The organism is Streptococcus sanguinis, from assembly GCF_900635155.1.
In the GTDB taxonomy this organism is placed as follows: Bacteria; Bacillota; Bacilli; order Lactobacillales; family Streptococcaceae; genus Streptococcus; species Streptococcus sanguinis_G.
This window is the reverse complement of the sequence record NZ_LR134002.1, coordinates 1,904,511-1,922,753: the sequence shown is the minus strand read 5'-3', so window position 1 is coordinate 1,922,753 and position 18,243 is coordinate 1,904,511. Positions and strand designations below refer to the sequence as shown.

Here is an 18,243-nt window from a genome sequence, read left to right as displayed (position 1 = left end):
ACCTCGTGATATCAATTATTTTAATTTATAATATGAACTTAATAAAGCAGAACCTCCTCCTGAGCTAGGCACATACCCAGCTCAGGTTGGAAGTTGGGGGACAAGTTTTTCCTATTAGAACAATTTCTTAACAGATTCTTTGACTAAATCTTCGTCAGTCAGGAATGGAATCGTAATGTGGTCTGTTCCTTCATGGAGACGGTTGTATTCGATAGCTGTCTCAATAGCATGCTCATTGCGAGCCCAGTTACGACGTGCCACTCCGCCGATTGTATCCCAAGCGATAGCAGATTTGATGATTTCATCGATGCGTTCGCTGCCGTCCAGTACCAAGCCAAAGCCACCGTTGATAGACTTACCGATACCAGTTCCGCCACCGTTGTGGAGAGCTACCAGACTCATACCGCGAGCTGCATTACCAGCGTAACATTGAACCGCCATGTCGCAAGTAACATTAGAACCGTCCTTGATATTAGAAGTTTCACGGAATGGAGAGTCCGTACCAGATACGTCGTGGTGGTCACGGCCAATCATGACAGGACCAATCTTGCCTTCGCGTACTAATTCATTGAACTTGAGGGCGATATTGACACGGCCCATACAGTCTTGGTAGAGAATGCGAGCCTGAGTTCCAACAACCAACTGGTTCTTTTCTGCATCGCGGATCCAGTTGTAGTTGTCGCGGTCTTGATAGCGGCGGTTAGGGTCGATGACTTCCATAGCTGCGTGGTCAGTAGCGACTAGGTCTTCGTGCTTACCGCTCAGACATACCCAACGGAAAGGACCATAACCATAGTCAAAGAGCATAGGCCCCATGATATCTTCTACATAAGATGGCCAGATGAAGCCGTCTTTGTCGTCAAAGCCGTTCTTAGAAATTTCCTTGATGCCAGAGTCATAGACTGCCTTCATAAAGGCATTTCCGTAGTCAAAGAAGTAAGTGCCATTGTTAGTCAAGGTCTTGATTGCCTTGAAATGACGTTCCAAGGTTTCGTCAACCAACTTAGCAAAGGTTTCCTTGTCTTCAGCTAGGAGGCGAGTCCGCTCTTCAAAGCTGATACCAGCTGGACAGTAGCCGCCGTCATAGACATTGTGGCAAGAAGTTTGGTCAGACAGCAAATCTACATGGATATTGTTCTCGTTGACATATTCTAAGAGGTCTACGATGTTACCATGATAGGCAATGGAAGTTGATTCGCCAGCTTCCAGAGCTTTCTGAGCTAAGTCGATTGCTTCTTTTGGACTTTCGGCTAACTGGCTAATCCATCCTTGGGAGTGACGAGTTTCAATCCGAGAATAGTCTACTTCTGCCACGATTGCTACAGCTTTAGCAATTTCGGCTGCTTTCCCTTGAGCTCCACTCATGCCGCCCAGACCAGAAGAGATGAAGAGTTTGCTTGTCAGGTCGCCATCATCAGCTACACCCAGTTTCAAGCGTCCAGCATTGAGGAGGGTGTTGAAAGTACCATGGACGATACCTTGAGGGCCGATGTACATCCAGCCGCCGGCTGTCATTTGACCATAGTTGGTCACGCCCATTTCTTCTGCAATTTCCCAGTCCTTCATGTTGTCGTACTCACCGACCAAGAGGCCGTTGGTGATGATAACACGAGGTGCTTCTGGTTTAGATTTGAAGAGTCCGAGTGGGTGGCCAGATTCCACGACCAAGGTTTGATGGTCGGTCATGATTTCCAAGTATTTCATGATGAGGTTGTACTGCATCCAGTTAGCGCAGACAGATCCAGTTTCCCCATAAGTAACCAATTCATAAGGATAAAGGGCGATTTCAAAGCTCAGGTTGTTGTCAATCATGACCTGCATAGCTTTGGCTGCAGTACAGTTCCCTTTATACTCATCAATTGGTTTGCCGTAGATGCGTTCTTTTGGACGCCAGCGGTAGCCATAAATCCGTCCGCGAGTTTTCAGTTCTTCCAGAAATTCTGGAATCACTTCCTCATGGAATCTCTTTGGAATATAGCGAAGGGCATTTTTAAGAGCAATTTCGGTTTGAGCTTGAGTCAAACGGAAGCCCCGGTCAGGTGCTCGACGGATGCCTTCTTGGAAAACTGTTTTTTCAGGCAGTACATCGTCTAATTTGACGGTCATTGCTGCTGCAATTTCATTTTCGCTAAAGTATGACATGAAAAATCCTCCTTTTAGTCAAGTGTAAAATATCTTTCTCCTACATTCTATAAGACTTCCGTCCATAAAGAGTCAAGAAAATGACAAAAACAGTAAAAAAAGCGGAGCTCCTATCTTTTACAAGCTTTTGACTATAATTTGACGATAGTGTATTATGATGAAAAGCAAATATGTCGGAAAATGAAATGGAGGAACAAGCATGACTGCTGATTTACTATTAACTCACTTTAATCAAGTCTTCTGTCCCAAGGACCTCGGCCATCCCCTTTTTGGCGAGGAGATGAAGGAAGCTCAGGTCTTGGAGGACGGCTACATTGCAGTCAAAGACGGCAAAATCCTAGCAGTTGGCAGCGGAGAGCCGGATGCCAGTCTGATTGGACCAGATACTAAGATTCAGTCTTATGAAGGCAAGATTGCCACACCTGGCTTGATCGACTGTCACACTCACTTGGTCTACGGCGGCAGCCGGGAGCATGAATTTGCTAAGAAATTAGCCGGGGTCCCTTATCTGGAAATTCTTGCCCAAGGCGGCGGTATTCTCAGTACGGTCCGGGCGACGCGAGAAGCTTCTTTTGATACTCTCTATGATAAGTCTAAGAGACTGCTGGACTATATGCTGCTACATGGGGTGACGACTGTTGAGGCCAAGAGTGGCTATGGTTTGGACTGGGAAACAGAGAAGCGCCAGCTGGATGTCGTTGGGGCTTTAGACCGTGACCACGATATTGATTTGGTTTCGACCTTTATGGCTGCCCACGCCGTTCCACCAGAATACAAGGGACGCTCTCAGGAATATCTGGAGCTCATCGTCGAGGAAATGCTACCTCGGGTAAAGGCAGAAAATCTAGCTGAGTTCTGTGATATTTTCTGTGAAAAAGGCGTCTTTACAGCTGACGAGTCACGCTACTTGCTTTCTAAGGCTAAGGAAATGGGCTTCAAGCTCCGCATCCATGCTGATGAAATCGAGTCTATCGGTGGAGTAGATGTAGCAGCTGAACTGGGAGCAACTAGTGCAGAGCACTTGATGGTAGCAACTGATGAGGGCATTCGCAAGATGGCACAAGCCAAGGTTATCGGGAATCTCCTACCAGCAACTACCTTCAGTCTGATGGAAGATACCTATGCACCAGCCCGCAAGATGCTGGAAGCTGGTATGGCTATCACTCTGACTACCGACAGCAATCCAGGCTCCTGTCCAACTGCTAACCTGCAGTTCGTTATGCAGCTGGGCTGCTTTATGATGCGTCTGACACCGATCGAAGTCCTTAACGCGGTGACCATCAATGCGGCCTACTCAGTTAACCGCCAAGATAAGATTGGCAGCTTTGACACTGGCAAGCAGGCTGACATTACCATCCTAGACGCTAAGAATATCGACTATCCACTTTATTTCTTTGCGACCAACCTGACCCATCAGGTTTACAAGGCTGGAAAACTGGTCGTAGATCAAGGAAGAATTGTCTAGACTCTCTAAAAACGAATCGTATTTTTCGGACTCTCTCTGGTGACAGAGAGAGTTTTCTTTATATCAAAACTTTCCCTTGCCATTCTGCTGGAAGTCTGCTATAATAATTATTTGTGAGCAAACCTCACTTACCCCTTGCAAAGTCTCGGGGTCATTAGACCAAAAGGAGGAAAAATCAATGGCTAAATACGAAATTCTTTATATTATTCGTCCAAACATTGAAGAAGAAGCTAAAAACGCTTTGGTAGCACGCTTTGACTCTATCTTGACTGACAATGGTGCAACTGTTGTTGAATCAAAAGACTGGGAAAAACGTCGTCTTGCATACGAAATCCAAGATTTCCGTGAAGGACTTTACCACATCGTTAACGTTGAAGCAAACGACGATGCAGCTCTTAAAGAGTTTGACCGTCTTTCAAAAATCAACGCTGACATTCTTCGTCACATGATCGTCAAACTTGACGCTTAAGAAGGTAGACTATGATTAATAACGTTGTACTGGTGGGTCGCATGACCCGTGATGCCGAGCTTCGCTATACTCCGCAGAACCAAGCGGTCGCAACATTTACTCTAGCTGTCAATCGCAACTTTAAAAATCAAAGTGGCGAGCGAGAAGCAGATTTTATCAATGTTGTCATCTGGCGCCAGCAGGCAGAAAATCTTGCAAACTGGGCTAAAAAAGGAGCCCTGATCGGAATTACAGGCCGTATTCAAACGCGTAACTACGAGAATCAGCAAGGCCAGCGTGTCTATGTCACAGAAGTTGTTGCGGACAATTTCCAACTCCTGGAAAGCCGCTCTAACCGTGAAGGTCAGTCATCTGGCGGATACGGTGGGAACAGCTTCGGCGGCAGCTCTGCTCCAAGTTATGGCAGTGCAGACTCGTCTAACCAAGTACCGAACTTTTCTCGTGATGAGAGCCCATTTGGCAATTCTAACCCGATGGATATCTCAGACGACGATCTACCTTTCTAAGGATCGAATCTAACTATAATATAAAGGAGAAAACACATGGCTCAACAACGTCGTGGCGGATTCAAACGCCGTAAAAAAGTTGATTACATCGCAGCGAACAAAATTGAATATGTTGATTACAAAGATACTGAGCTTCTTAGCCGTTTCGTTTCAGAACGTGGGAAAATCCTTCCTCGTCGCGTAACAGGAACTTCAGCTAAAAACCAACGTAAAGTAACAACAGCTATCAAACGCGCTCGCGTAATGGCTTTGATGCCTTTCGTAAATGAAGACTAATTTGAGTCCCTGCCTTTGGCAGGGATTTTTTAGATGCTAGAGGAGTGAAGAGAACACAATGAAAAGACAGCCAAAATTAAGCTGTCTTTTTATTATTTATTTGATTTGCTGGTTAATATCTCGTCGGCCCCATAGTTGCGCTCTTGATATTGAAGCGTTTTTTGAGATAGAAGCGCAGGGCTAGATTGATGAGATAGGGAATGTTGAAGCTAGTTTAGAGCCCTTTACGAGTTAATAGCGCTAGGGAAAATGATATAGGAGTCCAAAATTCTATGAAAAAAGATAAAATGTTATTTAATTAAATTACGCGGGTTAATTAAAATATTTAAAAATAATTAAAATAGCTAAATTAAAATATGTAAATAATTGCACATAAATAGTTGACATTATTTTAATATAGGATTACAATGAGGTTATTAGTGGGAAGGGCTTTCATTTATCTTGTTTCAAAAAATTTAAATTCAAATATTTAATAAAGAAGGTGAAATTATGTTCCGCTTCGACTTGGAAAAACTTTTGGCAACAGTTACAATTTCTGTTGGTTTTGCAACTATTTCTTTTAAACAGTATATTAAAGAACTACGTAAAACTATTTGATATTTTAATATAATAATATTTTAATATGAGATGAAGTCCTTCCTGCTATAGTTTGTAAAATTTTTCTTACTTTTAAAAACTGACGAGGCTTATAATCAACTTTAATAATGATGGAGGTATTTCTAATGAAAATCAAAATATTACTTTCTATTATTTTGGTTCTTTTATTTTCTGGCCTGTTAGTCTTTGTAAATAACTATAATAACCAACAATCAAATGTTCAAGAAAATAAACCGCGTTATTTTAAGGTAGAAGCACAAGAGGATTTGATTTTAGATGGAGTGGTAAAGGCCAGAAAAGTTCAGGAGCTTGAGGATGCAGAAATGAGTCGCCTGCTTGTTGTTAATGGCCAGCACGTTACAAAATGGCAGCAGATTTATAATACGGGCTATGTGGCTCCTATTGATGGTACATTTACTGTTGATGAAAATAAAAAATTTGCCATTATCAGCGATGAACAATACATTTTGTCTTCTTTTTCAGAACTAGATAATGGCTTGATTAATCAGGATATGGAAGTGACTGTGAAGAGTTTAGATGGTAGTCAGGCTTTTCAAAGTCATATAAGTTGGGTTGGACTTTTACCTCGTGAAGGAGGGGAAGATGTCTCCAGATACGGATTTGAAATTCAGAGTAATGGTCTTCATATAGGGCAGCATTTTAATATATATGTTAAGTATAAAGAAGTTGTTATCCCCGAAAAGTACATATCCTCAGGCTTTCTCTATATGAAAAAACCAGATGCAAAAGCATGGGAAAAGTTTAAGCCAAGCTTGGTTCAAAGAGGTGGTGTCTATTATGCACCGCTTAGCGAGGTCCCTGTTGGAACACTTTTAAAGGAACATAAATCATGATTCATTTAGAGCTCATTAATAAGGATATTTTTTATAAAAATGGAGATGCTAAACAACGGATTTTAAATAATATCTCTTTGAAAATAGAGGCCGGGGAGTTTGTTTCTATAGTGGGGCCATCTGGTTCTGGGAAATCAACTTTAATCAATATTATTGGAATGTTGGATTCTGAGTATTCTGGAAAGTATTATTTTAATGATAAATTAGTCAGTAAATTTTCAGATGAAAAGATTTCAAAAATTCGTAATAGAAGTATCGGCTTTATTTTCCAAAATTTTAAACTTTTATCAAAATATACTGTAAAGGAAAATATCCAGTTACCGCTTATCTATAGTCCTTTTGGGGATATGTCTGATCGGCATATTAGAGACTTGCTGGCTATGGTAGAGTTGGAAGAAAAAATAAATGAATACCCGACTAATCTATCCGGAGGTCAGCAACAACGGATAGCTATTGCTAGGGCTTTGGTTAATAATCCAGAAATAATTATTGCTGATGAACCGACGGGTGCCTTAGATTCAAAGATGTCGCAGAAGATTCTCAGCATTTTGAAAAAGATTAATCAGACTGGTAAAACAGTTATTATGGTTACCCACTCCTTGGAAGCTGCATCTACAGCGGACAGGACTCTGCACATTGTTGACGGAGTATTGACAGAAGACTGAAGGGAGAAAAGAGATGAGACTTACCTTTCTTTTAAAGAGTCTGTTTAAATCCTTGAGTGCTAATAAAAGGCAGTCGTTACTGACGATAGGATCCTTGGTTATAGGAGTTGTGAGTCTCTTGCTTGTGCTTAGCCTAGGAAATGGAGTAGGCCAGTCGATTGTTCAACAGTTAAATTCGGTCACTGGAGGACGGAAGACCTTTACTATTAATTGTACAAATTATAAGGATGGGGCTGGATTTACTGAGAATGATAGACAGAGATTGATGGGATTTGCTAATATTCAAAATGTAGAACTCTCAATTAATCCTCAGCTCAACACAGTTTCTGTTCACCTCCTTGGAGATAGGAGTATGGATGGAAGCGTTGTGAATTATGATCAACTCTCATCAAAATATAATGAGAAGAATAATGATATTAAAGTTATTAGTGGGAAAGCCCTAAGCGAGATTCAGCAATCAAACGGAAATGAAATTGCTATTAAGGACACGGCTTCGAAAAAACTGTTTCCTACAACTAGTAGTGAGGGAGAACTCGTTTCAATAGGTGGGGATTACTACAAGATAAGTGCTGTCTATCAGGGAAGTGAGGAGACACCGGATTTATTAGTGACGGAGAAAATGTTTCTTAGGAATACTAGCTACAGAAATCATTTTAACCAAGCAAAAATCAAATATAGAGGAAGTAAAAGCAAGGCTGAAAAGCAAGTCCTCAAGTATTTAGAACGCTATGGTTCCTCAAAAAAGAAGGGTGTCTATGAGATTGAAGATCTTCATCAAGTGGTAGGTCAAATCAATCGAACAACCTCTCTAGCGACTAATTTGATTGCCGGAGTTGCTGGGATTTCTCTAATTGTTGCAGGCTTTGGAGTCATGAGTGCAACCTATTCATCTGTCGCAGGAAGAAAGAGTGAAATTGGTCTCAGGAGAGCATTTGGGGCAAAAAAATCCAGTATTCGCAACCAATTTATCGTTGAAGGATTATTTTTGGCTTTTATTTCCTCATTTATCTCAGTGGTTTTTGTACTTGTCATTAGTCAGCTTTTGGGAAATTCTATGGGGGTTCGTTTAATCGTAACAAGGGATAATATCCTCACAGCTGTCTTGGTTCCTTCGGTGATTTGTTTTATTTTTACCTATTTTCCAGCGGTATCAGCTTCAAGAAAGAATGTCCTGAATTTATTGAGGTAAAAAGATGGCAAAAAGAAAACTAGAAAACGTTTTAGTAGCGGCGGGTCTTGTCGTTCTAGTCTTACTGTTGTCAATGTTTGGAAGCTTGCTTATCCTGATAATAGCCAGTAATAAACTTTCAGTGGATATGTTGTTTTTGTCTACGAGAGTCTGTTTGCTTTTGGCATTTCTAATAGTATTTTACCTATATTATTGTATTTATAGGGAAAATTTTTTAAGATCCTCCAAATTTAAGCAAAAGAGCCCATTGAACGCTTTGTTAATATTTTTCACTTTCTTTGTATCATTTATAGTTCTTATACATGTCATTGATAAATATCCTAGGGAGCAATTGTATACGCTTTTATCAATTTTTTTAATAACTTCTATTGCGGAAGAGTTATTATTCAGAGGGTTGGTAGAGTTTCATTTGAAAAAAGAATTTGATTTTGTTTGGGTCATTATTATTCAAGCTTGTTTATTTGCTTTTTTAGGTCATCAGTCTTTTGATTTTTTTAGCAATCTTTTCATTAGGCTTCCATTAGGAATCGGCTTGTCTTTGATACATCGGTATACACATTTATATAGTTCCTGTATTGTTGTGCATTTTGTTTATGATACAGTTATGTTTGCTTTATCTAAATAAGGAGAGAAACAATGAAAAAATTTGATTATTTTATTTTAACTGCCCTAACTTTAGAAATGATAGTTACTTATGTTTTTAGGTTATCTCTAAGCGCAGGTATTTTAGTTGTTCTAACTACAATGTTACCTTTGGTCGTTTTAGCGCTTGTTGGGGGACGTTTCATCCAGTCTATTAGTAATAAATTTTCAGTGTTTAATATTTTAGCCTCAGCCATAATTGCTACTTTGATAGTTTTGCCCTATAGCTTGCTATTTCCTTGGCAAGAGATACTAAAAACCGATCAGTCAGGCATCGCATTTTCTCCCAGTGTAGGAAGTATAGTATCAACATTGATTACTCAGATAATTCTTACTTCGCTGGTGTTTATCATAGTTAAACATGCTAGAAAAGAGTCAAAAGAATAATAATGAAGTCTCTATATAGATATATCGTTCATCGTAATTTTTTAGGAATTGGAATATTTATACTTCTGCTTTCAGTTGCTGTAAATATTCTGATTCCTCTAATTGTAAGAGAACTTTTTAATGAATTTGTAAAAGGCCAATTTCAATACTCAAAAGTATCTATTTTAGTTCTTTTATTCTCGCTGAATGTACTATTAGGTACAATTGGTAATGCTATTATTGAGATAGTGGGAGAAAAGTCTGTCTACGAATTGAGAACCAAGTTAATTGATGGAATTGAACATCTAAGAATAAGAGTTGCTCAAGATTATAATACTAACGAAACAGTGAATCATGTTGTGAATGATACTGAAATATTGGGAGAGGTAATTTCTTCAACTTTACCAAGCTTCGTTGTAAATGTTGTATCGTGGATAGGAGCAGTTGTCATGCTGTTTGTGATGGATTGGAAGTTGACATCACTGGTTATTGTTTTTGCAATATGTATAATAATTATTATTAAATTTATAGGCAAAAAACTTGCAATCTTAGCTGATAGTTTCCGGAATCAACTTGCAATACTAAATAACAGATTGTCTCAGCTTCTAAATTTTTTGTTGAGTATAAAAATTAGTGATTCAACGAGTACCTTCGTTAGTTATGTAAAATTAGAAAATAAACGCTTATATGATTATGCTTTAAAAGGGGTAAAATATCGTGTTATTTTAGCGCCTTTAATCAATTGTTTGTTATTATCATTGATAGTCTTGGTCTTCAGTTTAGGTTTTTACGAAATTAAAATAGGACTTCTGTCAGTCGGTACTTTTATTTCTTTCATGATGTATTTATATCAATTGGTTCCAACGACTTTAGCTATTTCAACCTCTCTTGGAAATTTTGCTGCAGAAAAAGGAGCTTTAACTAATATAATTGAGCTTATGAAAAATTTCTCGGAAAATTCTCAGGATTTTAGTGTGAGTGCTAGAGAATTTTCTTTAGAAAATATTAGATATGAGGATGTCTCTTTAGAGATAGATGATTTTAGATTACTAGAGCATATTAATCTGGATATAAAATTGGGGGAAATTGCAGTAATTATAGGGCCTAGTGGAGTTGGTAAGACAAGTTTTATCAAGCAATTGTTGAAAGTTTATGATATAAATAGCGGGAAGATTTTTATAGGAGATATTGATTTAAAAGATATTGCTATAGCAGAATGGTACAATTCAGTAAGTTACGTTAGTCAGGAGACTTTTTTCATTGATGGTTATAGTTTGATAAGTAATTTAAAAATGGGGAAAGAATATTCGGATGAGAAAATCAGGAGTGTGCTGAATGATGTAGGCTTGTGGCAAGAGTTAGATTGTGGTAATCAATTAAATGAGATAATCATAGATAAGAATAGACTTTCTGGCGGTCAATTGCAACGTTTGGCTCTTGCAAGAGCTCTTTTGGAAGACAGGAAAATACTTATTCTTGATGAAGCAACATCGTCTTTGGATCAATTTAACGAGAGGAGAGTATTGGATCTTTTAAATAAGAGAAAATCACAAGCATTGATTATCCAGATATCTCACCGAAAACAAGTTATTGAATGCGCCGATCAAATTATAGATTTGGAAAAGTTCAAAATATCATAATAAAAGAGGCTCAAACGAACCTCTTTTTATCGTTTATCTGCCTGGCCCCATAGTCGCGCTCTTGATGTTGAAGCGTTTTTTGAGATAGAAGCGCAGGGCTAGGGCGATAGCGCCGACAATAGCAACTACGATATTGGACAGGCGGGGGTTTAGGAACTCAGGCAGGAGACTAGTCAGGACGATGGACATGCTCCAGAGGAGAATAGCCGCTGCCATGGTCAGGATGGATTTGAGCAGCTTAGGGCGCTGGCTGCGGTCTTTGTCTGGTCCGTAGAAACGGTAGATAAAGTGGTAGAGGGCATAGAAAGAAAGGCCACCGACGATGCTTCCGAGTACGAGAGTCGTCAGCCCATAGACAGACGGTTGAGAGGAAGCTAGATTGACGATTGAGGTCAGGAGGGTAAAGAAACCAAAGATAAAGAGGACGGAGTCCAGCATCATCCATTTAGGATCGTCATTTTCTTTTGGATGTTCGGCATCATAGCGCTCTTTTGCAGTCAGAGAAGCTGCCCAAGTAGTTGGGGCTCCGTAGAGGCCGCGGGCTGTGATACCCTTGGTTTGGTTTTCCAGGATTTCCGGCAGAATGCCTTCTAATATGGTCTGGATTTCCTGATCGGATTTGCCGTCTTGTAAGAGCTGGTTAGTCGCGATATGGATAAATTCTTTGTTTTTTTTGCTGAGTTTGTCGAGGGATACTTGTGACATAGGTCTTCTTTCTAAAGGTTAAAATAGTTTTTTGTGCATGAGATAGGCCATGACCGAAGCACTCATGGCAAAGGCGATGAACATGATAATCCAGAAGGCATGTGGTTCACCGTTGAGAGGCAGTTCGTTATTTTTGAAGTTCATCCCATAGGCCGAGAAAATCATGGTTGGGATAGACATGACGATGGTCACCAGAGCCAAGGCTTTCATGATATTGTTCTGGTTATTAGAAATGATAGAGGCAAAGGTCTCTGTCATACTGTGGAGGATGTTGCCGTAGATATCAGCCATCTCAATGGCCTGTTGGGTCTCAATCAAGGTATCTTCCAGCAAGTCCTCGTCTTCTAGGTATTTCTTGATATTGCTGGTGGAGCTGGTCAGCTTCTTAATCACGCGCTCATTTGTTTTGAGAGAGGCCTTGAAATAGACGATGGTCTTTTCCAACTCCATAAGCTCAATCAGTTCTTCATTTCGCGTGGACTTGTGCAGTTGACTTTCAATCTGCTCACTCTTGCGGTCAATGGAGCGCAGGGCTGTCAGATACAGCTCGGCATTGTGGTAGAGAATCTGAAAGATGAAACGTGACTTCATAAAAGTATAGAAGTTGCGCAGGCGCCTGTGAATGAAGATGTCCAGCAGAGGTAATTTTTCCAAACAAGTGGTAATAATAGCCTCTTCCGTGATGATAATACCAAGGGGGATCGTGACATAGTAAGTCTGGTTATTCCGCTCCTCAGTGATGGGCACGTCAACGATGATCAGTGTATACTCATCCTCGATCGTAAGTCGGGACATTTCTTCTGCATCGAGCGGTGCTCGCAGGTCTGCGATGTCAATACCAAAGGCGTTGGCGATTTCGATTGATTCACTCTGGGAAGGGTTGACAAGATTGATCCAAGTGCCTGATTCGAGCGAATCAATCTCTTTGAATTCTGTCGTAGTTGATAAAAAGACTTGCTTCATAATCATTTTCCTTTCCAGAGTGTTTTTTTGCATACCGTACTATTATACTACAAATTCGGGTTTTTGGGGCAAAAGTTTGCAGAAAAATTTGTTATAATGGAGAAGGTTTATAAGTGAAACGAGGTCAAAATGCAAGATAAAATTGTGATTCACGGAGCGCGAGCTCATAATTTAAAAAATATTGATGTAGAAATTCCGCGGGACAAGCTAGTCGTGGTGACGGGGCTGTCCGGTTCGGGCAAGTCCAGTCTGGCTTTTGATACCCTATATGCTGAGGGGCAGCGCCGCTATGTGGAGAGTCTGTCGGCCTATGCTCGGCAGTTTTTGGGCAATATGGAAAAGCCGGATGTGGACTCGATTGATGGTCTCAGCCCGGCTATTTCCATCGACCAGAAGACGACTAGTAAAAATCCGCGCTCAACAGTAGGAACTGCCACTGAAATCAATGACTACCTGCGCCTGCTCTATGCTCGTGTTGGAACGCCATACTGTATCAACGGTCATGGAGCTATTAAGGCTTCGTCTGTCGAGCAGATTGTTGACAAGGTCTTGGAATTGCCAGAGCGTCAGCGGCTGCAGATATTAGCGCCGGTCATCCGCAAGAAAAAGGGTCAGCATAAGACCGTTTTTGATAAGATTCAGAAGGACGGTTATGTCCGTGTGCGGGTGGATGGCGATATTTACGATGTGACGGAAGTGCCAGAGCTTTCTAAGAGCAAGCAGCATGATATTGAGGTCGTAGTAGATAGAATTGTCATCAAGGAAGGGGTGCGTAGTCGTCTCTTTGACTCGGTCGAAGCTGCTCTGCGGATTGCTGAGGGCTATGTGGTGATTGACACTATGGATGGTCAAGAGTTGCTCTTTTCTGAACACTATGCCTGCCCTGTTTGTGGCTTTACAGTGCCAGAGCTAGAGCCACGTCTCTTCTCTTTCAATGCGCCTTTTGGCTCCTGTCCGGACTGTGATGGTCTGGGGGTTAAGCTGGAGGTGGATCTAGATGTGGTTGTGCCAGAAGCTGGCAAGACCTTGCGCGAAGGAGCGCTAGCGCCTTGGAATCCCATCTCCTCCAACTACTATCCGCAGATGCTGGAGCAGGCCATGGCAGCTTTTGGTATTGATATGGACAAGCCTTTTGAGGAACTGACTGAGGAAGAAAAACAGCTGATTTTCTTTGGTTCAGATGGGCGGGAGTTCCATTTCCACTATGAAAATGAATTTGGCGGCGTGCGCGATATTGACATTCCTTTTGAGGGGGTTGTCACTAATATCAACCGCCGCTACCATGAGACCAATAGTGATTTTACTCGGACACAGATGCGGGCTTATATGAATGAGCTGACCTGTGCAGCTTGTCATGGTTATCGACTCAGTCCTCAGGCCTTGTCTGTCAAGGTTGGCGGCGAAGACGGCTTGCATATCGGTGAGATTTCAGACTTGTCCATTGCAGATCATTTGCTTCATTTGGACAAGCTTAGCTTGACTGACAATGAAGCTACTATCGCACGCCCTATTCTTAAAGAAATTCATGACCGCCTGACTTTCCTCAATAACGTTGGTCTCAATTACCTAACTTTGTCTCGCTCGGCTGGGACTCTATCGGGAGGTGAGAGTCAGCGGATTCGTTTGGCGACCCAGATTGGTTCTAACTTGAGTGGCGTCCTCTATATCCTGGATGAGCCCTCTATTGGTTTGCACCAACGTGATAATGACCGCCTGATTGCCAGCCTCAAGAAGATGCGCGACCTGGGCAATACCCTCATCGTGGTTGAGCACGATGAGGACACCATGCGGGAGGCTGACTGGCTGATTGATGTGGGACCAGGAGCCGGTGTTTTCGGTGGTGAAATCGTCGCAGCTGGCACTCCTCCACAAGTAGCCAAGAGCAAGAAATCCATCACAGGCCAATACCTGTCAGGTAAGCGCGAGATCCCAGTACCATTGGACCGCCGTGTAGGCAATGGACGCTTTATCGAAGTGACTGGTGCTCAGGAAAATAATCTGCAGAATATCACGGCCAGATTCCCCTTGGGAAAATTCATCGCTGTGACGGGAGTTTCTGGGTCTGGTAAGTCAACGCTTGTCAACTCTATCCTTAAAAAGGCCATCGCACAAAAACTCAACCGCAATTCTGCCAAGCCAGGTAAGTTCAAGAAAATCAGCGGCATTGAGCATGTGGATCGACTGATTGATATTGACCAAAGTCCGATTGGTCGGACACCGCGCTCTAATCCCGCTACCTATACTGGAGTCTTTGACGATATTCGCGATCTTTTTGCCAAGACCAACGAAGCCAAGATTCGCGGCTACAAGAAAGGCCGTTTCAGCTTTAACGTCAAGGGCGGTCGCTGTGAGGCCTGCTCTGGTGATGGAATTATCAAGATTGAGATGCACTTCCTGCCTGACGTCTACGTGGCCTGTGAGGTCTGCCACGGCACCCGCTATAATAGCGAAACTCTAGAAGTTCACTACAAGGAGAAGAATATCGCTCAGGTTCTGGACATGACGGTCAATGATGCGGTGGAATTCTTCCAGCATATTCCCAAGATTGCCCGCAAACTCCAGACAATCAAGGATGTGGGACTAGGCTATGTGACTCTAGGGCAGCCAGCCACGACCTTGTCAGGTGGTGAAGCCCAGCGGATGAAGCTGGCCAGCGAACTTCACAAGCGCTCGACTGGCAAGTCCTTCTATATCTTGGATGAGCCAACCACGGGTCTGCATTCTGAAGACATTGCCAAGCTCCTTCATGTGTTATCACGCTTTGTGGACGATGGCAATACAGTACTCGTTATCGAGCACAATCTGGATGTTATCAAGACAGCTGACTATATCATCGACTTAGGACCAGAGGGCGGTGTTGGTGGCGGCACGATCATTGCGACGGGTACACCGGAAGAAGTTGCTGCTAATCCAGCCAGCTATACCGGCCAGTACTTGAAAGGCAAGCTGCACGTGAAATAATTCATCAAATCTCTGTTTGATATTAAAAACAGGGATTTTTCGTGTCGGAGAATGCTCGTTGGATTCTAAGTCCTAGATACGGTTTGTCAAAAAAATGTCCTATTTGACTGGTTTTTTGATATAATAAGCTTAGTTATTTCATGGAGGTGGCTCATGTTATCAAGAGTTGAAAAGTTTGAAGCAGCATTGGCTCAGACAGACTGTGATGCTGTTTTAGTAACCAATCTGAAAAATATTTACTATCTGACTGGTTTCAGCGGGACAGAAGCGACGGTTTTCATCAGCAAAACACGCCGGATTTTCCTGACAGATGCGCGCTATACGCTGATTGCCAAGGGAGTAGTCCAAGGTTTTGATATTGTCGAAACGCGCGATGCGATTGGGGAGATTGTCAAGATTATTGCGGACGACAAGCTGCAAAAAATCGGTTTTGATGACGAGATTTCCTATGCCTACTTCAAGATGCTGGAAAGTGTCTTCTCGGCCTACGAGCTGGTTCCCATGACGGGCTTTATTGAAAATCTGCGCATGATTAAAGATGAGCAAGAAATCGCGACCATTCGTAAGGCCTGTCAGATTTCGGACCAAGCCTTCCTAGATGTACTGGATTTTATCAAGCCTGGTGAGACGACTGAGTTAGCTGTTATGAACTTTTTAGATGCCCGTATGCGCCAGCTAGGTGCTTCAGGCGCCTCTTTTGACTTCATCATCGCTTCGGGCTACCGCTCTGCTATGCCTCATGGTGTGGCTAGTGACAAGGTCATTCAAAAGGGTGAAACCCTGACCATGGACTTTGGCTGCTACTACAATCACTATGTCAGCGATATGACGCGTACTGTTCATGTGGGGCAGGTGACAGATGAGGAACGGGAGATTTATGATATTGTCCTGCGCAGCAATCAAGCCCTGATAGAAGCAGCCAAGGCTGGACTTAGCCGAATTGATTTTGACCGGATTCCGCGCCAGATTATTAATGATGCTGGCTACGGTCCTTACTTTAGCCACGGGATTGGCCACGGTATCGGCCTGGACATCCATGAGATTCCTTACTTTGGCAAGTCAGAAGAGCCGATTGAGGCCGGTATGGTCCTGACTGATGAGCCGGGTATTTATCTGGACGGCAAATACGGCGTCCGCATCGAAGACGATCTCCTCATTACAGAAACAGGCTGCGAAGTCCTAACTCTTGCGCCGAAAGAGTTGATTGTTATTTGAGAATTATCAGGCTTTATGATAGAATAAGTAGAAATATAATTTTAAAAAGAGGTAATATAGAATGATTGAAGCAAGTAAGCTGAAAGCTGGAATGACCTTCGAAACAGCTGATGGGAAACTCATCCGCGTTTTGGAAGCGAGCCACCATAAGCCAGGTAAGGGAAATACGATAATGCGTATGAAGCTGCGCGATGTTCGTACTGGCTCTACCTTTGATACCAGCTACCGTCCAGAAGAAAAATTTGAACAAGCCATTATTGAAACTGTTCCAGCTCAATACTTGTACCAAATGGATGACACTGCTTATTTCATGAATACTGAGACTTATGACCAATATGAAATTCCAGTAGCCAATGTAGAAGAAGAATTGAAATTCATCCTTGAAAACTCTGATGTGAAAATCCAGTTCTACGGAACAGAAGTGATTGGTGTGACAGTACCAACAACAGTTGAATTGGTCGTGACAGATACTCAGCCATCTATCAAGGGAGCAACCGTTACCGGATCTGGTAAACCAGCGACACTTGAGACAGGTCTTGTTGTCAACGTACCAGACTTCATCGAAGTTGGACAAAAATTAATCATCAACACAGCAGAAGGAACTTACGTTTCTCGCGCATAATATAGAAGAGGTAATAACTATGGCAGCTGAACAATTAGGTGAAATCGTCATTGCGCCACGTGTTTTGGAAAAAATCATTGCCATTGCAACGGCAAAGGTAGAAGGTGTTTATTCCTTCGCAAATAAGAGTATGTCAGACAGTCTTTCTATGCGTTCACTCGGTCGCGGAGTATCACTCCATACCGATGAGACAGGTGATGTGACTGTAGATATCTACCTGTATTTGGAATATGGTGTCAGCGTTCCGACTGTTGCAGTAGCGATTCAGAAGGCTGTAAAAAGCGCTGTTTTTGATATGGCTGAGGTAGAGTTGTCTGCTGTCAATATCCATGTGGCAGGCATTGTTCCAGAAAAGGCACCGAAGCCAGACTTGAAAGATCTATTTGATGAGGACTTCCTCAATGATTGATATACTGTTGGAATCCAGAAGAGGTCTGCGCCAGCGGGCTTTTCAGGCCCTGATGAGCCTAGAGTATGAAGGGGATCTTGTAGAAGCTTGTCGCTTTGCCTATTCCTATGATAAGGACGAAGAGGCAGACAAAGCGGCGGAAGCTGATATTCCAGCCTTCTTGCTCAATCTGGTCTCTGGTGTAATCCAGTCCAAGGACGACTTGGACAAGAAAATTGCCCAGCACCTCAAAAAGGGCTGGACAGTGGATCGTCTGACGCTGGTCGAAAAAAACATCCTGCGTCTGGGGATCTTTGAGATTACGGAGTTTGACACTCCACAGCTAGTAGCGGTCAACGAAGCCATTGAGCTTTCCAAGCAATTCTCTGACGAAAAGTCCAGTAAGTTCATCAACGGGATTTTGAGTCAATTTATCGTTGAATAAAATGAAGGTCAAGACAAGTGTCTTGGCCTTTTTGCTTGTCAATTGTCGTTTGAATCGCAAATAGCTTATCGAATCATCAAAATCCGCACAGAGAGCATGAAATATCTGAGTGAAAAAAACTCTTCTTGAAAGC

General features: G+C 42.2%; 18 protein-coding genes and 1 pseudogene. 15 read left to right on the top strand and 4 right to left on the bottom strand.

Annotated elements, in window-relative coordinates:
• Window positions 1-114: 114 nt before the first annotated feature.
• Window positions 115-2,142: a urocanate hydratase gene (locus ELZ47_RS09600; protein ID WP_125332039.1), complete on the bottom strand. Its 2,028-nt coding sequence runs from the start codon at window positions 2,140-2,142 to the stop codon at window positions 115-117.
• A 199-nt stretch (window positions 2,143-2,341) separates the two neighbouring features.
• Between ELZ47_RS09600 and hutI the strand changes: the two genes are divergently transcribed.
• The 4 genes from hutI to rpsR all read left to right on the top strand — a co-directional run bounded on the left by hutI (window position 2,342) and on the right by rpsR (window position 4,858).
• Window positions 2,342-3,607 carry an imidazolonepropionase gene (gene hutI / locus ELZ47_RS09595; protein WP_125356084.1) on the top strand — a complete coding sequence of 422 codons (1,266 nt, stop codon included), beginning with the start codon at window positions 2,342-2,344 and terminating at the stop codon, window positions 3,605-3,607.
• Window positions 3,608-3,785: 178 nt separating this feature from the next.
• A complete protein-coding gene (rpsF, locus tag ELZ47_RS09590) occupies window positions 3,786-4,076 on the top strand; it encodes a 30S ribosomal protein S6 (RefSeq protein WP_002896497.1) in 291 nt (96 codons plus the stop codon).
• Between the two features lie 11 nt (window positions 4,077-4,087).
• Window positions 4,088-4,582: a single-stranded DNA-binding protein gene (locus tag ELZ47_RS09585; RefSeq protein ID WP_002896496.1), complete on the top strand. Its 495-nt coding sequence runs from the start codon at window positions 4,088-4,090 to the stop codon at window positions 4,580-4,582.
• Between the two features lie 36 nt (window positions 4,583-4,618).
• Window positions 4,619-4,858, top strand: a complete 240-nt coding sequence (rpsR, locus tag ELZ47_RS09580; protein WP_000068664.1) for a 30S ribosomal protein S18 — start codon at window positions 4,619-4,621, stop codon at window positions 4,856-4,858.
• A gap of 112 nt (window positions 4,859-4,970) precedes the next feature.
• Here the strand turns inward: rpsR and ELZ47_RS09575 are convergent.
• Window positions 4,971-5,048 (bottom strand): annotated as a pseudogene (locus tag ELZ47_RS09575) (DUF1129 domain-containing protein); the annotation flags it as partial.
• A gap of 532 nt (window positions 5,049-5,580) precedes the next feature.
• Here ELZ47_RS09575 and ELZ47_RS09570 point away from each other — a divergent pair.
• The 6 genes from ELZ47_RS09570 to ELZ47_RS09545 are packed head-to-tail and all read left to right on the top strand — an operon-like array spanning window position 5,581 to window position 10,811.
• On the top strand, window positions 5,581-6,309 hold the full coding sequence (locus ELZ47_RS09570) for a hypothetical protein (protein ID WP_125332043.1): 729 nt from the start codon (window positions 5,581-5,583) through the stop codon (window positions 6,307-6,309).
• Window positions 6,306-6,974 carry an ABC transporter ATP-binding protein gene (locus ELZ47_RS09565; RefSeq protein WP_125356085.1) on the top strand — a complete coding sequence of 223 codons (669 nt, stop codon included), beginning with the start codon at window positions 6,306-6,308 and terminating at the stop codon, window positions 6,972-6,974. The genes ELZ47_RS09570 and ELZ47_RS09565 overlap by 4 nt, the downstream gene beginning before the upstream one ends.
• A gap of 13 nt (window positions 6,975-6,987) precedes the next feature.
• Window positions 6,988-8,163 carry an ABC transporter permease gene (locus tag ELZ47_RS09560; protein WP_125332047.1) on the top strand — a complete coding sequence of 392 codons (1,176 nt, stop codon included), beginning with the start codon at window positions 6,988-6,990 and terminating at the stop codon, window positions 8,161-8,163.
• 4 nt (window positions 8,164-8,167) lie between these two features.
• Entirely contained in the window at window positions 8,168-8,788 is a 621-nt protein-coding gene (locus ELZ47_RS09555; protein WP_125356086.1) for a CPBP family intramembrane glutamic endopeptidase, read from the top strand.
• Between the two features lie 11 nt (window positions 8,789-8,799).
• Entirely contained in the window at window positions 8,800-9,192 is a 393-nt protein-coding gene (locus ELZ47_RS09550) for a hypothetical protein (protein ID WP_125332809.1), read from the top strand.
• A 2-nt stretch (window positions 9,193-9,194) separates the two neighbouring features.
• Window positions 9,195-10,811: an ABC transporter ATP-binding protein gene (locus ELZ47_RS09545; protein WP_126435898.1), complete on the top strand. Its 1,617-nt coding sequence runs from the start codon at window positions 9,195-9,197 to the stop codon at window positions 10,809-10,811.
• Window positions 10,812-10,844: 33 nt separating this feature from the next.
• On the opposite strand, the gene ELZ47_RS09540 is transcribed toward ELZ47_RS09545, so the two are convergent.
• Window positions 10,845-11,516, bottom strand: coding sequence for a DUF1129 domain-containing protein (locus ELZ47_RS09540; protein ID WP_125331258.1), 672 nt, complete (start codon window positions 11,514-11,516; stop codon window positions 10,845-10,847).
• An 18-nt stretch (window positions 11,517-11,534) separates the two neighbouring features.
• Window positions 11,535-12,479 carry a magnesium transporter CorA family protein gene (locus tag ELZ47_RS09535; RefSeq protein ID WP_032912532.1) on the bottom strand — a complete coding sequence of 315 codons (945 nt, stop codon included), beginning with the start codon at window positions 12,477-12,479 and terminating at the stop codon, window positions 11,535-11,537.
• A 129-nt stretch (window positions 12,480-12,608) separates the two neighbouring features.
• On the opposite strand from ELZ47_RS09535, the gene uvrA reads away from it, so the two are divergent.
• The 5 genes from uvrA (at window position 12,609) to nusB (ending at window position 18,110) form a co-directional block, all read left to right on the top strand.
• The gene (uvrA, locus tag ELZ47_RS09530) at window positions 12,609-15,440 is read left to right on the top strand and encodes an excinuclease ABC subunit UvrA (RefSeq protein WP_126435897.1); all 2,832 of its coding nucleotides are present in this window, start codon (window positions 12,609-12,611) and stop codon (window positions 15,438-15,440) included.
• A gap of 153 nt (window positions 15,441-15,593) precedes the next feature.
• A complete protein-coding gene (locus ELZ47_RS09525) occupies window positions 15,594-16,655 on the top strand; it encodes a M24 family metallopeptidase (protein WP_125331256.1) in 1,062 nt (353 codons plus the stop codon).
• A 61-nt stretch (window positions 16,656-16,716) separates the two neighbouring features.
• Entirely contained in the window at window positions 16,717-17,277 is a 561-nt protein-coding gene (efp, locus tag ELZ47_RS09520; RefSeq protein ID WP_125331255.1) for an elongation factor P, read from the top strand.
• A 19-nt stretch (window positions 17,278-17,296) separates the two neighbouring features.
• The gene (locus ELZ47_RS09515; protein WP_002896484.1) at window positions 17,297-17,686 is read left to right on the top strand and encodes an Asp23/Gls24 family envelope stress response protein; all 390 of its coding nucleotides are present in this window, start codon (window positions 17,297-17,299) and stop codon (window positions 17,684-17,686) included.
• Window positions 17,679-18,110 carry a transcription antitermination factor NusB gene (gene nusB, locus ELZ47_RS09510; RefSeq protein ID WP_164549604.1) on the top strand — a complete coding sequence of 144 codons (432 nt, stop codon included), beginning with the start codon at window positions 17,679-17,681 and terminating at the stop codon, window positions 18,108-18,110. Before ELZ47_RS09515 ends, nusB begins: the two co-directional genes overlap by 8 nt.
• The last annotated feature ends 133 nt before the right edge of the window (window positions 18,111-18,243 follow it).

What these genes read in the sequence shown, in the direction of transcription:
- ELZ47_RS09600 (WP_125332039.1), bottom strand. Translation starts at nt 2,142, where the DNA reads ATGTCATACTTTAGCGAAAATGAAATTGCAGCAGCAATGACCGTCAAA.
- hutI (WP_125356084.1), top strand. Translation starts at nt 2,342, where the DNA reads ATGACTGCTGATTTACTATTAACTCACTTTAATCAAGTCTTCTGTCCC.
- rpsF (WP_002896497.1), top strand. Translation starts at nt 3,786, where the DNA reads ATGGCTAAATACGAAATTCTTTATATTATTCGTCCAAACATTGAAGAA.
- ELZ47_RS09585 (WP_002896496.1), top strand. Translation starts at nt 4,088, where the DNA reads ATGATTAATAACGTTGTACTGGTGGGTCGCATGACCCGTGATGCCGAG.
- rpsR (WP_000068664.1), top strand. Translation starts at nt 4,619, where the DNA reads ATGGCTCAACAACGTCGTGGCGGATTCAAACGCCGTAAAAAAGTTGAT.
- ELZ47_RS09570 (WP_125332043.1), top strand. Translation starts at nt 5,581, where the DNA reads ATGAAAATCAAAATATTACTTTCTATTATTTTGGTTCTTTTATTTTCT.
- ELZ47_RS09565 (WP_125356085.1), top strand. Translation starts at nt 6,306, where the DNA reads ATGATTCATTTAGAGCTCATTAATAAGGATATTTTTTATAAAAATGGA.
- ELZ47_RS09560 (WP_125332047.1), top strand. Translation starts at nt 6,988, where the DNA reads ATGAGACTTACCTTTCTTTTAAAGAGTCTGTTTAAATCCTTGAGTGCT.
- ELZ47_RS09555 (WP_125356086.1), top strand. Translation starts at nt 8,168, where the DNA reads ATGGCAAAAAGAAAACTAGAAAACGTTTTAGTAGCGGCGGGTCTTGTC.
- ELZ47_RS09550 (WP_125332809.1), top strand. Translation starts at nt 8,800, where the DNA reads ATGAAAAAATTTGATTATTTTATTTTAACTGCCCTAACTTTAGAAATG.
- ELZ47_RS09545 (WP_126435898.1), top strand. Translation starts at nt 9,195, where the DNA reads ATGAAGTCTCTATATAGATATATCGTTCATCGTAATTTTTTAGGAATT.
- ELZ47_RS09540 (WP_125331258.1), bottom strand. Translation starts at nt 11,516, where the DNA reads ATGTCACAAGTATCCCTCGACAAACTCAGCAAAAAAAACAAAGAATTT.
- ELZ47_RS09535 (WP_032912532.1), bottom strand. Translation starts at nt 12,479, where the DNA reads ATGAAGCAAGTCTTTTTATCAACTACGACAGAATTCAAAGAGATTGAT.
- uvrA (WP_126435897.1), top strand. Translation starts at nt 12,609, where the DNA reads ATGCAAGATAAAATTGTGATTCACGGAGCGCGAGCTCATAATTTAAAA.
- ELZ47_RS09525 (WP_125331256.1), top strand. Translation starts at nt 15,594, where the DNA reads ATGTTATCAAGAGTTGAAAAGTTTGAAGCAGCATTGGCTCAGACAGAC.
- efp (WP_125331255.1), top strand. Translation starts at nt 16,717, where the DNA reads ATGATTGAAGCAAGTAAGCTGAAAGCTGGAATGACCTTCGAAACAGCT.
- ELZ47_RS09515 (WP_002896484.1), top strand. Translation starts at nt 17,297, where the DNA reads ATGGCAGCTGAACAATTAGGTGAAATCGTCATTGCGCCACGTGTTTTG.
- nusB (WP_164549604.1), top strand. Translation starts at nt 17,679, where the DNA reads ATGATTGATATACTGTTGGAATCCAGAAGAGGTCTGCGCCAGCGGGCT.